The organism is Streptomyces sp. NBC_01445 (genome assembly GCF_035918235.1).
In the GTDB taxonomy this organism is placed as follows: domain Bacteria; phylum Actinomycetota; class Actinomycetes; order Streptomycetales; family Streptomycetaceae; genus Streptomyces.
Genome location: NZ_CP109485.1, coordinates 5,831,137 through 5,844,903, shown reverse-complemented (window position 1 = coordinate 5,844,903; position 13,767 = coordinate 5,831,137). Strand labels below are relative to the sequence as shown.

Below are 13,767 nucleotides of genomic sequence, written 5' to 3'. Positions count from 1 at the left end.
CACGGAGTCCGGCTCACGGCGTTGCACTGACCAATGACAAAGAGGGAAGTTGGATTGACCAATGACAGAATCTGAAATCTGTTATCTGCCACCTGTCATCGATGACGACGGTGCACCCTTCTGGCACTACGCCGCCCAATCCCAGCTCCGCATCCAGTCCTGCGCCTCCCCCACCTGCGGTGAGCTGCGGTTTCCGCCTCGTCCGTGCTGCCCGCACTGCGGGTCGTTCGAGAGTGAGTGGCGACTCATGAGCGGGCGCGGGCGGATCTGGTCCTACGTCGTTCCACATCCGCCGCTGCTGCCCGCGTACGCCGCCGTCGCCCCGTACAACGCGATCATCGTCGAGCTGGCCGACGCCCCGCGGATCCGGCTCGTCGGGAATCTGGTGGCCTCCGCCGACGCGGCCCTGAACTCCGTCGACCCCGCGCGGCTGCGCATCGGCGCCAAGGTGCAGGTCGCCTTCACCGACGTCGACGGTGTGACGATGCCGCGCTGGGTTCTGGAGCGGCCGTGAGCGTGCGCGTCGAGACCGACAAGGAGAGCGGGGTCGCGGTCGTCACGCTCGACCGGCCCGAGCGTCACAACGCGATCGACCTGGCGACCGCCGATGAACTCGCCGCTGTGTGGCGGGGGTTCAGGTTCGACGACTCCGTGCGCGCCGTCGTCATCACCGGCGCCGGTGAGCGGGCCTTCTGTACGGGGATCGACCGCGACGCCGATGTGCCGCAGCCGCACTCCCCGTACAGCATCGACGATCCGCTCGTCGCGGTCGGGCCGAAGGCCAATGACCTGTGGAAGCCCGTCGTCGCCGCCGTCAACGGGATGGCGTGCGGCGGGGCGTTCTATCTCATCGGCGAGAGCGAGTTCGTCGTGGCCGACGAGAGCGCCACGTTCTTCGACCCGCATACGACCTACGGCATGGTCAGCGCCTACGAGACCATCTACCTCGCCCAGCGCATGCCGTTCGGCGAGGTGGCTCGGATGGCGCTCATGGGGACCGCCGAGCGGATCTCGGCCCGGCGCGCTCACGAGACCGGGCTCGTGTCCGAACTGACCGCACCCGGCGGTGTGTTGGCGGCATCGGTGCGCTGCGCCGAGACGATCGCGTCGTATCCGACCGAGGCCGTGCAGGGCACGGTGCGGGCGGTGTGGGCGGCCAAGGAGGCGGCGCGCACGCAGGCCCTCGCGCACGCGCCGCAGTTGATCGCCCTGGGAAATCTGCCTCCGGAGCGGCAGGCGGAGCTGTTCGCCGCCCGGCGGCCGGGCGGGTTCCGGGTGCGGTGACCGGCGGCGGGGAAGCGCCTCAGCTCGGGGCAGGGGCGCCGTCGAGCTGGCAGTGGTCGATGGACTGGAGCAGGTCCGCGCCGCCGCCGGGCTTCACCTTGGCGACCTTCGTGCCGTTGGCCGGGACGGTGACGGTCGTGCTGCCGTCGATGACGGTGATGTCGCTCGCGTCCTGGAAGTGAATGGTGAGGTTGTAGCGGCCTTCCCGGCCGCCGCGGTTCCTGAGCTCGACGGACGCGTACGGGGAGTCCTTGCCCGCGCACTTGAGGACCTTCGCCGTGATGTCGGCGCTCCGGCCGCTCCCCGAGGTGCTGGAGGTGCTGGGGGTGCGGGTGGGGCGCCTGTTGTAGCTGCTGCCGCCCGACGTGTAGCCCGAGGAGCCCGAGCTGGAGCTGCCGTACGAGTCGTCGTCATCGTCGTAGCTCGAACCGCCTGTCGTGCTCGACGACGATCCGCTGTGGTTCTGCTTCGAGCTGGAGCAGCCGCCTCCGCTGCTACTGCTGCTGTGCCCCCTGCTCTTGCCCGAACCGTGACCGCGGCCCGTCGAGAATCCGGTCAGTGCGAGTACGACCACGGCCGCCAGTGCCGTGAGCTTCAGTCCTCGTCGCAGCATCCTTCTGCTCCCCCGAAAATATGGTGATCCGTGCGTTCCTTTTGGCGACCCGACACCGTAGCAGCGCCGCGTGGCGAGGGGTGTGCTCCCGGCGTAGCGTCGGGACCGAGAGCCGAACCGGGCCGCACTCAGGAGGCTGCGCATGGTCCGCAACGTCCTTGGGTCGATCCTCGCTCTCCTCGGAGCGACGGCCGCCGTTTCCAGCCCCTTCCGTGCGTGGTACGACGGCCGTCACGGGCGCTACTACCGCCTCGGTGACCTGTTCTCGGGTGCCGGAGTGACGGACGCGCGTGCGGAGTTGTTCGGTTCCCTCTTGCTGCCGTTCGCGGTGGCCGCCGCCGCGACGCTGATCGGACTCGTACTGCGGTCGCGGCTGCTCGTCGCGTTCGCGGGCGTGGTGGTGCTCGCGTTCACCGTGCTGTGGATGGTGCGGGTGGGGCAGGCGGAGGGGCGGATGGTGGTGGCCGGTGACGGTTCCGGGCTCGGTGTGGGGGTGGCCGGCGCGGCCGTCGGCGGCGTCCTGCTGCTGCTGGGTGCGGCCGTGATGAGCGGGCGGCAGAAGCGGCTCCCCGCTGACGCGGACCAGGGGTACGCCGGTGACAGCGGCCCGGAGCCCACGCACTTCACCGACCCCGTCCCGCCGCCGGCACCCACGCTCGACGGTCCCCAGCACACGCTGGAGGGCCCGATGCAGCCGTACGCCGAGCAGCCCCCGTATCCGGATCCCCCTTACGAGGAGCCGCCTTACGAGGACGAGCGGTACGAGGAGGAGCGGCGGCACGACGACACGGCGCCGTACGAGCAGCCGGGCGAGCAGCCTCGCGACAGGCCGACCGAGCCCTACGAGCAGCCGGGTGAGCAGCCTGGCCGGCACCCGGGTGACAGGCCGACCGACAAGCCCTAGCGCGCCGAGGCCGTCCCCGTGCCCTTTTCCGCGTCCAGTGCGTACACGCAGCGGTCCTTGCTGCACGCGTACACCACGCCGTCCTTGACCACGGGTGCGCCGGTGATCTCGCCGCCCGTGGCGAGCTTCCAGCGGAGGCGGCCGTCGTCGGCCTTGAGGGTGTAGAGGAGGTGGTCGGTGGCGCCGAAGTGGATGCGGTTGTCGGCGACGACGGGTGAGCCGACGACCTCGCCGCCCGCCTGGAAGCGCCACTTGGGCGTGCCGGTGACGGCGTCGAGGGTGTAGAGACCCTGGCCGCTGCCGACGTGGACGTGGCCGTGCGAGACGAGAACCGGCTCGATGGAGGAGGGGCGGGGTTCCGTCGCGATGCGCCAGCGGTCGCGGCCGTCGGTGGCGTCGAGGGCGTAGACGGTGCCGAGGTGGTCGGCGAGGTAGACGCCGCCGCCGGTGACGGCCGGGCCGGGGGCGAAGGCGGGCGGGCAGAGGAACACGGCGGGCGCCTCGAAGTGCCAGCGGACGTGGCCGCTCGCGACGTCGACGGCCAGGACGCGGGTGCCGGCGGCCACGTAGACGTAGCCGTCGGAGGCCTGGGTGAGGCGGACGGGGACGCCGCCGCAGGAGGCCGCGTCGCCGATCGGGTACGACCAGCGCTCCTCGCCGGTACGGGCCTCCAGCGCGCGCAGCCGGGCGTCCTTCCAGACGTAGACGGTGCCGTCGTGGATGACGGGTCCGGCTTCGGGGGACTCGAAGTCGGTCTGGGCGCCGGTGATCTCCCACAGCTTGTCGCCGTTGACGGCTTCCCAGGCCTGTACGCCACCGCCGCGGGTGCCGGTGACGACGGTGCCGCGGTCGGCCTTGAGGGAGTACACCCAGGCGTCGGTCTGCAGCCGCCACAGGTCGTGTCCCTCGCGGGCGTCGAGTGCGTAGAGGGTGGGGCCGTCGGAGGCGTGGATACGGCCGTCGGCCACGGCCATGGACCAGGCGACGTCGCGCGTCTTGAAGCGGCGGCGGCCGGTGGACACGTCGAGTGCGTGCACCTCGAAAGAGGTCACGTAGACGAGGTCGCCGGCCACGGACGGGGTGCCCCACACGTCGTTCGACATGCGGAAGCGCCAGGGCCGCCAGGCGGCGCCCGCCTCGGGGGCCGGGGCGGGGATCACGGGATCGGGGGCGCCGTTGACGCCGGGTTTGGGGCGGGACCAGGACGCGGCGAGGCCCGCGTCGGCAGGCGGTGCCTTCACCGCGGCGGCGCGGGCGTCGGCGACGCGCGGGCCGGGGCCGATCGGGACCTTCGCCCCGGCCAGGCGTACGGGCCCGGCGTCGGCTGCGAGGCCCGAGGTGCCGACGGGCGCGGGCGCGGGGCGCCAGCCGCCGGTGCCGGGGGCGTGGGACGGGGGCGGGCCGGGGGGCTGGGCAGGCATGGCCGGCATGGGGCCGGGGGCGCCGCCGTGCACGCCCCGTCCGCCGCTGCCGCCGCGGCCTGGCCCGCTGCTCTTGACCGGGGGCCGTCCGCCCCTGCGTTCCTCGATGAGCGCGACGGAGCGCTCGGGGAGCCAGGCGGACGCGGTGCCGCTGTCGTCGCTGCCGGAGCCGAAGAGGTGCGGGGCGAGCTGGGCCTGGAGGTCCGCGGGCGAGGGCCGCAGCGGTGCCTCCATCTTCATGCAGGACTCGATGAGCGGCCGCAGCTCGGCGGGCAGTCCTTCGATGTCGGGGCCTTCGCGCAGCAGCATGAAGACGGTCTCGACGGGGTTGGCGCCGTGGAAGGGGGCGTGTCCGGTGGCGGCGAAGACGAGGGTGGAGCCGAGGGAGAAGACGTCGGAGGCCCCGGTGACGCTCCGAGAGTCCTTGGCCTGCTCGGGCGACATGTAGGCGGGGGTGCCGACGGCGACGTTCGTCATGGTCAGGCGGGTGTTGGAGACGCCGGACGCGATGCCGAAGTCGATGACGCGGGGGCCGTCCTCGACGACGAGCACGTTCGACGGCTTCAGGTCGCGGTGGACGAGGCCCGCGCCGTGGATGGACTGGAGGGCCTCGGCGATTCCGGCGGCGAGCCAGCGCACCGCCTGGGCCGGCAGCGGCCCGCACTCGTTCACTATTTCTTCGAGGGAGGGCGCGGGGACGTAGGCGGTGGCGAGCCACGGCACGGCGGCGCGCGGGTCGGCGTCGACGACGGCTGCCGTGTAGAAGCCGGATACGGCGCGGGCCGCCTCGACCTCGCGGGTGAAGCGGACGCGGAAGAGCTGGTCCTCGGCGAGTTCGGTCCGCACGGTCTTGATCGCCACGCGCCGGCCGGATGCCGAGCGCGCGAGATAGACGAGTCCCATGCCGCCGGCGCCGAGCCGTCCCAGGACCTCGAACGGGCCGATCCGCCTCGGATCGTGCTGCGTCAGCTGATCCACCACTTGCCTGCCTCCCCGTACGGGACCGGGTCGCTGTGCACAGTCCCCGGTCAGCGTCTCACCACCGAAGCGCTACGGCGGCACGCACCCCGATTCTTCCTGTACGGGGCTCCGGTTGCGAACCCGGGGGCAAATCGGGGTGTCACGGGAGAGGTGCCGCATTACGGGTGGGTTCCGCGGAGGAGGAAGAGGGGCGGGAGGGAGTGGGAGGGGCGCGGAGGGGCCCGTTCAGCCCTGGTGGAGGGCGAAGTCGGCGCCCTGGTTGTCGGTGAGGACGGCCACGCGTCCGTATGCGGTGTCGAACGGTTCTTCCTTTACGCGGCCGCCGAGGCGGGTGGCGGCGTCGGCCGTGGCCTCGCAGTCGGTGACGGCGAAGTGGACGAGGAAGTGGGCGGGGGCGTCGCCAGTGGCGATGGACAAGCCGAGGTCACTGGGGCCGTGTCCGAGGACCGACGCGTAGAAGGGGGCGACGGTCACCCTGTCGCGCGCGTGGAGTTCGGTCCGGCGGAACGTGCCGGGTTCCCCCTGCACCTCGAAGCCGATGTGGGTGCCGGGCTGCCAGAGACCGAAGACGGTTCCTTCGGGGTCTGCGGCGAGCGCCATCGTGCCGAAGGGGCCGATGGAGAGGGGTTCGACGAGCAGCCGCCCGCCGGCGTCCCGCACGGCGGAGGCGAGCGTCTCGGCGTCGCGGGCCTTGAAGTAGACGGTCCAGCCGGTGGGCGTGCGGCCGTCGCGGTCCGGGGCGAGGGCGGCGACGCTCCTGCCGTCGCTGTAGGCCTGCGTGTAGTAGCCGTACTCCGCACCCGCGCCCTCGTCGAAGGTCCAGCCGAAGAGGTCGCCGTAGAAGCGCTTGCCCGACTCCACGTCGGGGAGCGCGGCGTCGGCCCAGCAGGGGGCGCCCTCGGCGAACTCCATCGGCGTGCGTCCTTCCTGTTCACCTGCCGTACGCGGGTGTGCCGTACGTCACTATGGGGATGGGTGTCTCCTGGGTGGCAGGGTGCCGCGTCCGCGGGCCGGCGACACGCACAATTCGAACACTTGGCCAATTTTATCCACGGGGTTTTCCACAGGCTGTTGATAACGTTCGCGACCCCACCGGCCCCCACATGCGCAAAAGCCCCGGGTGGCCCCTCATCAACCCATGTGCCGGAGCCTCCAACCCCATTTGCAGTCGGCCGAATCGCGCTCCGATCACCCCTCGGTAAGCTGACGGCATGACAGGACAAGTACGTACCGTCGACGGCCGAGTGGCCGGACGGCGTGGTCAGGCGACGCGTCAGAAGCTGCTGGAGTGCCTCGGCGAGATGCTCAGCTCCTCGCCCTACCGGGACGTCAAAGTCATTGATGTGGCCCGGAAGGCAGGCACCTCACCGGCGACCTTCTACCAGTACTTCCCGGACGTCGAGGGCGCCGTCCTGGAGATTGCCGAGCAAATGGCCACGGAGGGAGCCGGGTTGACCCAGCTCCTCGAGGGCCGCTCGTGGGTCGGCAAGGCCGGCTGGCAGACCTCGCAGGAACTCGTGGACGGGTTCCTGGAGTTCTGGCGAAAGAACGATGCGATCCTGCGCGTCGTCGACCTCGGCGCGGCCGAGGGCGACAAGCGCTTCTACAAGATCCGCATGAAGATCCTGAACTCCGTGAACAACTCCCTTACGGACACGGTCAAGGAGCTCCAGGCCAAGGGCAAGGTCGACAAGGACGTGAGCCCCGCCGCGATGGCCGGTTCGCTCGTCGCGATGCTCGCGGCGGTGGCCTCTCATCAGAAGGGCTTCCAGACCTGGGGCGTCAAGCAGGCCGAACTCAAGCCCAATCTGGCCCTGTTGGTGCACCTGGGCGTCACCGGCAAGAAGCCGACGAAGTAACCCCCGAAGCGGTCCTTCGGGTTTCCCGGTCCTGTCGAGCAGCGGCGGTTCGCGTCTCACGTGAGCCGCCGCTGTTGCAGTTTCAGCCGCTGGCCCGCCTTACCGGCGCACCAGCCGGAAGAGCCTGATCTCCCGCTCCACCCTCGCCTGGTACTTCGCGTACGGCGGCCAGAACGTGAGCACCGCCGCCCAGGCCTGTGCCCGCTCGCCGGAGTCGAGCAGCCGGGCGGTGACCGGGATGTCCTCACCCTTCCAGTTGATCTCGGCGTCCGGGTGGGCCATCAGGTTCGCCGTCCACGCGGGGTGTCCCGGGCGGCCGAAATTGGACCCGATCAGCAGCCAGGTGCCCGCCTCGCCCTCAGGCATGCAGGCGAGTGGCGTACGCCGTGGCAGCCCGCTCTTCGCGCCGCGCGCGGTCAGGATGACGCCCGGCAGCATCTGGGCGCTGAGCAGCACCTTTCCCCGGGTGAGCCGGTGCACGGTGCGGTCCATCGCGGGGATGAAATGGGGGGCGACGCGGGCGAAGGCTCGGGTCGACGAGACCTTCTGCATCAGTCTTGCTCCGGGTGGTGCCATCAGGCAGTCGCCTCCTGGCGGGTGAAGAGCTCGGCGGATTCCGCGGCGCGTGCGCGCAGCAGGTGGACGGGCCCGAAGAGGAGTTCGTCGCCGGTCGCGCGCTTGAGGTAGAGGTGGGCGTCATGCTCCCAGGTGAAGCCGATGCCGCCGTGCAGCTGGACGGCCTCGGACGCTGCGGTGCGCAGCGCTTCCAGGGCCTGGGCGAGAGCGAGACCGCCCGTCCGTTCGCCGCTCCCGGAGCCCGCCGCCCAGGCCGCGTAGTACGCCGCGGAGCGCGCCGCCTGCACCTGGACATAGACGTCCGCGAGGCGGTGCTTGACCGCCTGGAAGGAGCCGATGGGCCGCCCGAACTGCTCGCGCTGGCGCACATGCTCGACGGTCCGTTCCAGGGCGCGCTCGGCGGCGCCGACGGCTTCCGCGGCGAGTACGGTCGCGGCCGCGTCGCCCATGGCGGCGAGGGCGCCGGCCACCTCGCCGCCCTCACCCCCCGCCGAGCCGAGCAACTCGGCTGCCACGTCCCGTAGTTCGACCCGGGCGCGGGGGCGTGTCTCGTCGAGGGACGTCTGGCGGGTCCTGACGACTCCCTCCGCGTCGCCGTCCACGAGGAAGAGCAGGGTGCGTGAGCGGGCGAAGCCGCCGGTGTGCGCGGCGACGATCAAGAGGCCGGCGCTGTGTCCGTCGAGGACCTGGTCGGCCTGCCCGTACAGCCTCCAGCCACCGTCATGGCGGTCGTCCCGCCTGGCCTGGACGCCGCCCGCGCGGCCGCCGCCCGACCAGTCGCCGCGGTTGTCGCCGGTCAGGCCGAGCGCGGTGGCGAGGCCCTCGCCGGGTACGGCGAGCGTGGCGGTCAGGGCGCCTGAGGCGACGCGGGGCAGCAGTTCGGCACGCTGGGCCTCGGTACCGAGGGCGAGGACGAGCGGGGCGGCGAGCGCCGCGGTGGCCAGGAGCGGGGTGGGGGCCAGTGCGCGGCCCGACTCCTCGCAGGCCAGGGCCAGTTCGGTGGTCCCGCAGCCGACTCCGCCGTACTGCTCGGGGAGGGCCAGGCCGGGCAGGCCCAGTTCGCCGCCGAGGGCCGACCACAGGGCCGGGTCGTAGCCGGCGGGGGTGCCGACGGCGGCCTTGACGTCCTCGGGGCCGCAGCGCTTGTTCATGAGTTCGTGCAGGGTGCGGCGGATCTCGTCCTGTTCCGCGGTGAAGGCGGCGTCCATACGGGCTCCTCCCCGGGGTCCGGCGACCCCGGAACCCCTGTTCTGACGGGGCGTCATGTTAGGGCGGCGGGGACGGGATGCACAGAGATATGCGCAGAGGCGTGTACAGCGATATGCGCAGACGTAAGCGCAGGGGTGTGCACGGACGTGCGCACGGAGACATCCTCTGGCGGATCAGCCGATCTGATGTACCGTCAGATTCATGACTGCCGCACTTCACGGTTCCCGCCGGGTCGCCATCGCCGGCATCGCCCTCTCCGACTGCGGCCGCGTGGACGAGGCCACTCCCTACGCCCTGCACGCCCAGGCCGCCCGCCGCGCCGTGGCCGACGCCGGACTCACCCCCGACGTCGTCGACGGGTTCGCCAGCGCGGGCCTCGGCATCCTCGCGCCGATCGAGGTCGCCGAGTATCTGGGGCTCAAACCCCGCTGGGTGGACTCGACTTCGGTCGGCGGTTCCACCTGGGAGGTGATGGCGGCGCACGCGGCGGACGCCATCGCCCAGGGCCATGCCCGCGCGGTCCTGCTCGTCTACGGGTCGACGGCCCGCGCCGACATCAAGGCCGGACGGCGCACGTCGAACCTGAGCTTCGGCGCCCGCGGCCCCCTCCAGTTCGAGGTGCCGTACGGGCACTCGCTGATCGCCAAGTACGCGATGGCGGCGCGGCGCCACATGCACGAGTACGGCACCACCCTTGAACAGCTCGCCGAGGTCGCCGTGCAGGCGCGGGCGAACGCCGCGCTGAACCCGGAGGCCATGTTCCGCGACCCGGTCACCGTGGACGACGTGCTCGACGGGCCGATGATCGCGGACCCGTTCACGAAACTGCACTGCTGCATACGCTCGGACGGCGGCGCCGCCGTGCTGCTCGTCGCCGAGGACCTGCTCCCCGACTGCGCCAAGTCCCCGGTGTGGGTGCTCGGTTCGGGTGAGCACGTGTCGCACACGACGATGTCCGAGTGGGACGACTTCACCGTGTCCCCGGCGGCCGTCAGCGGGAAGCTCGCCTTCGAGCGGGCGGGCGTAACGCCCGACGAGGTCGACCTCGCGGAGATCTACGACGCCTTCACGTACATGACGCTGGTGACGCTGGAGGATCTGGGGTTCTGCGCGAAGGGCGAGGGCGGACCGTTCGTGGAGAAGGGACGGCTGCTGCGGGACGGCGAGCTCCCCACGAACACGGACGGCGGTGGCCTGTCGGCCCAACACCCGGGAATGCGGGGCCTGTTCCTGCTGGTGGAAGCGGTACGGCAGCTGCGGGGCGAGGCCGGGGAGCGCCAGGTGCGCAAGGGGGGCGGACGGCTGCCGCGGCTCGCGGTGGCGTCCGGCACGGGCGGATGGTTCTGCTCGTCGGGAACGGTGGTGCTCGGCACATCCTGAGACCTCGTCCATGAGCCCGCGTCCATAAGAAACCGGGAACCGGCACAATAAATTTGCAATTTCAATAAACCGCTCGCGAACCCGAAATCGGATGGTGGGACGCGCGCCGCGTCATAAACAACCCGGAACCTGTTATTTGGGATGCACAGTTTCCGTGGGCCATGATCCTGAGTAGGGTGCTCCCCGTCGTCCGTACGGAAAAGCAGAACAGTGGCAGGGGAGCATGACCGCCGGCTCGTTCGAAGGACAGTACGTCTGGCATCCCGCCGCCGACGACCGAGAGCTGGCCAGGGCCTGCACGGACTTAAAGGCGGGCCGCTACTTCGGCGCGCACTCGGTCCTCAAGGAGACGCACGGCGACTTCGGACTGCGCGCCCACCGCTCCCTCGTCCTGGCCTCCGTCGCCGCCGACTCCGACCTCGCGGAACGCTGGCTGGAGGAGGAGCCCGGCCCCGACGCCGCCCTGCTGTGGGCGCGCGTCGCCGTGTTCCGGACCCTGCGCGCCGCCCAGTCCCACGACCGGCGCATCGGGACGCTCGGGCGGATAGCGCTCGCCGCCTGCGACCGGGCCGCGGACCTCGCGCCCAAGGACCCCACCCCGTGGGCCGCCCGGCTCTCCATGGCCCGCCTCCAGCGGCCCCGCGACCGCGCGCCGCAGGGCCTGCTCACCGAACCCCGCGGCCCCTGGGCCCAGTTCGAGCACGTCACGCGCCTCGACCCCTGGCACCGCGAGGCCCACCACCAGTTCCTGGCGTTCTTCTTCACCCGGCACGGCGGCACCGCGAACGCGGCCTGGGACGTGGCCGCGTATCTGAGCCAGCGCGCCCCGGCCTCGTCGCCGCTGCGCCTGCTGCCCCTGGTCACCCTCGTCGAGGGCCACAACCCGGCGCACCTCCTCGCCGAGCACACCTGGGACCAGCCGCAGTGGAAGGCGACGGCGCTCGGCGCGTACCGGAACTGGCTGCCGCAGGTGGCCGGTTACCGCTTCACGCCGGTCCTCGACCTGGCGTATCTGGCGCACGCGCTGCACATGGCGCAGTGCGCCTTCGAAGCGCGGGCAGTGCTCACGGCCATGGGCCCGTACGCGTCCCGCATGCCGTGGAGCGTCTTCGGTGACCCCGGAGAACAGCTCAGCAGGGCGCGGCGCGCGTGCGGCCTGCCGGTCCCCCACGGCACCTGACCCCACCCGCCCCACAGGTTTCGGAAATTCCCCCACACCGGAAGGCCGAGGTTGTGTCCGACCCCCTGACCAGCACACCCACTCCCCCCACGTCCCCCAGCAGATCCGGGCGGCCCGCCGCCGCGCTCGACGACGACGCGACGCTGCACGCGATGGGCTACCCGCGGAAGCTGACCCGGCGCTTCAAGGCGTTCGACAATTTCGCGATTTCCTTCACGATCATCAACATCATCTCCGGCATCTTCTCCTCCTTCGGGTTCGGGATGAACGCCGGCGGACCGCGCATTCTCGTGTTCGGCTGGATAGCCGTCGCGGCCATGGTGCTTTTCGTCGGAGCGTCGATGGCCGAAATTGCATCGGCGTATCCGACGAGCGGTGCGCTCTATTTCTCGGCGGGAAAGCTGGCGAAACGGCACAAGGGCGCCTGGTCCTGGTACACGGGCTGGCTGAATTTCGTGGGGCAGGTCGGCGGCACGGCGGCGACGGGCTACGCGGCGGCGACGTTCATCCAGGCGTTCGTCGTCATGCAGTGGCCGTCGTACCACGCGACGGCGCAGCAGACGGTTCTGATCACGGCGGTGATCCTGCTGCTCCAGGCGCTCGCCAACACGTACACGGTGCAGCTGGTGGCACTGGTGAACCGGATCTCCGTGTGGTGGCTCCTCGTCGGCATGGTGGTCATCGTGGTCGCGCTGATCGCCGTACCGGACCACCACCAGTCCGCGTCGGTCGTCACGCAGTTCACCAACAACACCGGGTTCTCCAACGGGATTTACGCGGCCCTGCTCGGCCTCCTCGTGACCAGCTGGACGTTCACCGGCTTCGACGGCAGCTTCCACATGTCGGAGGAGACGGTCCAGGCGACGGTCAACGCGCCCAAGGGCATCATGCGGGCGATCGGCTACTCCGCGGTCACCGGCCTGATCCTGATGCTGGCCCTCGTCTTCGCGATCGGGGACTACGCGGCGGAGGCGAGCGCGTCGGCGCCGCCCGTGCAGATCCTCATCGACGCGCTCGGCATGACGACGGCGAAGCTCCTGCTGCTGATCGTGATCGGCTCGATGCTGTTCTGCGGCCTGGCCAACATGACGAGCAACACCCGTCAGATCTTCGCCTTCTCGCGTGACGGCGCCATGCCGGGCTCCCGCTGGTGGCACTCGGTCTCGTCGCGCACGCGCACGCCCGTGAAGGCCGTGTGGCTCGCGGCGGCCTGCTCGCTGGTCCTCGTGGTGCCGGGCTGGTGGTCGCACACGGCGTTCACCGCGATCGTGAGCGTCAACGTCGTGGGTCTCTACCTCGCGTACGCCGTCCCGATCTATCTGCGTCTGCGCCACGACGACTTCCAGCAGGGGCCGTGGAACCTGGGACGCTGGGGCAAGCCCGTCGCCGCGATCGCGGTGGTCTGGATCGTGGCGAGCAGCGTCCTGTTCATGCTGCCGCAGGCGTCCCCGATCAACGCGACGTCGTTCAACTACGCGCCGATCGCCCTGGTCGCCGTACTCGTGATCGCGACGGTGTGGTGGTTCGCGACGGCCCGCCGCCGCTTCCAGGGCCCGGTCAGCTACGGCAGCCCGGACGAGGTCGCGGCGATGGACCTCATCTGACGCGGCTCATCCGACGGGACTCGCCTGTCGTACGCGTCGCCCCGCCTTCCGGACGGACCGGTCGGCGGGGCGCTCGCGTTCACCGCGAGAATCGGTGCATGCCCGAACTGCAAGAGATCCTGAAGTCCCTGCGCGTCTGGGACACCGAACTGCCCGCGTTCGACCCGTCCGCGGCCCCGTCCGCCCCGCTGCCGCTCTTCGTCGAGTGGTTCGCCGAGGCGGTGGCCGCCGGCCAGACCGAGCCGCACACCATGTCGCTCGCGACGGTGGACGGGGACGGCCTGCCCGACGTCCGTACGGTGATGCTGCACGGCGCCGACGAGGACGGCTTCCACTTCGCCTCCCACGCGGGCAGTGCCAAGGGCCGCCAGCTCACGGCGCACCCCCGGGCCGCGCTCGGCTTCTACTGGCCGTCGCAGGGCCGCCAGATCCGTGTTCGCGGTGATGTCACCACTCAGTCCCCCGAGGTGGGCCAGGCCGACCTGCACGTCCGCTCGACGGGAGCGCTGGCCGCAGCCCTGGTCGGCCACCAGAGCGAAGTCCTGGTCTCACAGGAGGAGTTGGAGCGGGCGTCGGTCGCGGCCTGGGAGCGCGCGCAAGCCGACCCGAAGGCCCCCGCCCCCACGTGGACGGCGTACGCGCTGGCCCCGCGCGAGGTGGAGTTCTTCCAGGGAGACACCCGCCGCCGCCACATCCGCCTCAGGTACCGCAGCACGGAGACGGGCTGGGTACGGGAGCTGCTCTGGCCGTGACGCG

The 13,767-nt window shown here is 71.2% G+C and carries 13 protein-coding genes; 8 read left to right on the top strand and 5 right to left on the bottom strand.

Annotated features, from left to right (window positions below; all coding sequences use genetic code 11):
* Positions 1 to 61: 61 nt before the first annotated feature.
* Both OG574_RS26740 and OG574_RS26735 read left to right on the top strand, forming a co-directional pair.
* On the top strand, positions 62 to 514 hold the full coding sequence (locus OG574_RS26740; RefSeq protein WP_326775266.1) for a Zn-ribbon domain-containing OB-fold protein: 453 nt from the start codon (positions 62 to 64) through the stop codon (positions 512 to 514).
* Positions 511 to 1,284, top strand: a complete 774-nt coding sequence (locus OG574_RS26735) for an enoyl-CoA hydratase/isomerase family protein (RefSeq protein WP_326775265.1) — start codon at positions 511 to 513, stop codon at positions 1,282 to 1,284. Before OG574_RS26740 ends, OG574_RS26735 begins: the two co-directional genes overlap by 4 nt.
* A gap of 19 nt (positions 1,285 to 1,303) precedes the next feature.
* Here OG574_RS26735 and OG574_RS26730 read toward each other — a convergent pair whose 3' ends face one another.
* Positions 1,304 to 1,897, bottom strand: a complete 594-nt coding sequence (locus tag OG574_RS26730; protein ID WP_326775264.1) for a hypothetical protein — start codon at positions 1,895 to 1,897, stop codon at positions 1,304 to 1,306.
* Between the two features lie 142 nt (positions 1,898 to 2,039).
* On the opposite strand from OG574_RS26730, the gene OG574_RS26725 reads away from it, so the two are divergent.
* A complete protein-coding gene (locus OG574_RS26725) occupies positions 2,040 to 2,801 on the top strand; it encodes a hypothetical protein (protein ID WP_326775263.1) in 762 nt (253 codons plus the stop codon).
* On the opposite strand, the gene OG574_RS26720 is transcribed toward OG574_RS26725, so the two are convergent.
* Positions 2,798 to 5,203 carry an outer membrane protein assembly factor BamB family protein gene (locus OG574_RS26720; protein ID WP_326775262.1) on the bottom strand — a complete coding sequence of 802 codons (2,406 nt, stop codon included), beginning with the start codon at positions 5,201 to 5,203 and terminating at the stop codon, positions 2,798 to 2,800. The genes OG574_RS26725 and OG574_RS26720 overlap by 4 nt on opposite strands.
* Before the next feature lie 225 nt (positions 5,204 to 5,428).
* The gene (locus tag OG574_RS26715; RefSeq protein ID WP_326775261.1) at positions 5,429 to 6,115 is read right to left on the bottom strand and encodes a VOC family protein; all 687 of its coding nucleotides are present in this window, start codon (positions 6,113 to 6,115) and stop codon (positions 5,429 to 5,431) included.
* A 299-nt stretch (positions 6,116 to 6,414) separates the two neighbouring features.
* On the opposite strand from OG574_RS26715, the gene OG574_RS26710 reads away from it, so the two are divergent.
* Positions 6,415 to 7,062: a TetR family transcriptional regulator gene (locus tag OG574_RS26710; protein WP_100596046.1), complete on the top strand. Its 648-nt coding sequence runs from the start codon at positions 6,415 to 6,417 to the stop codon at positions 7,060 to 7,062.
* Between the two features lie 99 nt (positions 7,063 to 7,161).
* Here the strand turns inward: OG574_RS26710 and OG574_RS26705 are convergent, their stop codons facing one another.
* Positions 7,162 to 7,638 (bottom strand): nitroreductase family deazaflavin-dependent oxidoreductase, encoded by a 477-nt coding sequence (locus OG574_RS26705; RefSeq protein WP_326775260.1) that lies wholly within the window; start codon positions 7,636 to 7,638, stop codon positions 7,162 to 7,164.
* Positions 7,638 to 8,846: an acyl-CoA dehydrogenase family protein gene (locus tag OG574_RS26700; RefSeq protein WP_326775259.1), complete on the bottom strand. Its 1,209-nt coding sequence runs from the start codon at positions 8,844 to 8,846 to the stop codon at positions 7,638 to 7,640. Before OG574_RS26700 ends, OG574_RS26705 begins: the two co-directional genes overlap by 1 nt.
* Positions 8,847 to 9,048: 202 nt before the next feature.
* On the opposite strand from OG574_RS26700, the gene OG574_RS26695 reads away from it, so the two are divergent.
* The 4 genes from OG574_RS26695 (at position 9,049) to OG574_RS26680 (ending at position 13,763) form a co-directional block, all read left to right on the top strand.
* A complete protein-coding gene (locus OG574_RS26695) occupies positions 9,049 to 10,227 on the top strand; it encodes a thiolase C-terminal domain-containing protein (RefSeq protein WP_326775258.1) in 1,179 nt (392 codons plus the stop codon).
* A gap of 223 nt (positions 10,228 to 10,450) precedes the next feature.
* On the top strand, positions 10,451 to 11,407 hold the full coding sequence (locus tag OG574_RS26690) for a hypothetical protein (RefSeq protein ID WP_326775257.1): 957 nt from the start codon (positions 10,451 to 10,453) through the stop codon (positions 11,405 to 11,407).
* Between the two features lie 152 nt (positions 11,408 to 11,559).
* Complete coding sequence (locus OG574_RS26685; protein WP_100596173.1) at positions 11,560 to 13,011, top strand: amino acid permease; 1,452 nt, start codon at positions 11,560 to 11,562, stop codon at positions 13,009 to 13,011.
* Positions 13,012 to 13,109: 98 nt separating this feature from the next.
* On the top strand, positions 13,110 to 13,763 hold the full coding sequence (locus tag OG574_RS26680; protein WP_326775256.1) for a pyridoxine/pyridoxamine 5'-phosphate oxidase: 654 nt from the start codon (positions 13,110 to 13,112) through the stop codon (positions 13,761 to 13,763).
* The last annotated feature ends 4 nt before the right edge of the window (positions 13,764 to 13,767 follow it).

Coding starts and splice junctions, on each gene's coding strand:
- OG574_RS26740 (WP_326775266.1), top strand. CDS start 62: ATGACAGAATCTGAAATCTGTTATCTGCCACCTGTCATCGATGACGAC.
- OG574_RS26730 (WP_326775264.1), bottom strand. CDS start 1,897: ATGCTGCGACGAGGACTGAAGCTCACGGCACTGGCGGCCGTGGTCGTA.
- OG574_RS26725 (WP_326775263.1), top strand. CDS start 2,040: ATGGTCCGCAACGTCCTTGGGTCGATCCTCGCTCTCCTCGGAGCGACG.
- OG574_RS26715 (WP_326775261.1), bottom strand. CDS start 6,115: ATGGAGTTCGCCGAGGGCGCCCCCTGCTGGGCCGACGCCGCGCTCCCC.
- OG574_RS26710 (WP_100596046.1), top strand. CDS start 6,415: ATGACAGGACAAGTACGTACCGTCGACGGCCGAGTGGCCGGACGGCGT.
- OG574_RS26705 (WP_326775260.1), bottom strand. CDS start 7,638: ATGGCACCACCCGGAGCAAGACTGATGCAGAAGGTCTCGTCGACCCGA.
- OG574_RS26700 (WP_326775259.1), bottom strand. CDS start 8,846: ATGGACGCCGCCTTCACCGCGGAACAGGACGAGATCCGCCGCACCCTG.
- OG574_RS26695 (WP_326775258.1), top strand. CDS start 9,049: ATGACTGCCGCACTTCACGGTTCCCGCCGGGTCGCCATCGCCGGCATC.
- OG574_RS26690 (WP_326775257.1), top strand. CDS start 10,451: ATGACCGCCGGCTCGTTCGAAGGACAGTACGTCTGGCATCCCGCCGCC.
- OG574_RS26685 (WP_100596173.1), top strand. CDS start 11,560: ATGGGCTACCCGCGGAAGCTGACCCGGCGCTTCAAGGCGTTCGACAAT.
- OG574_RS26680 (WP_326775256.1), top strand. CDS start 13,110: ATGCCCGAACTGCAAGAGATCCTGAAGTCCCTGCGCGTCTGGGACACC.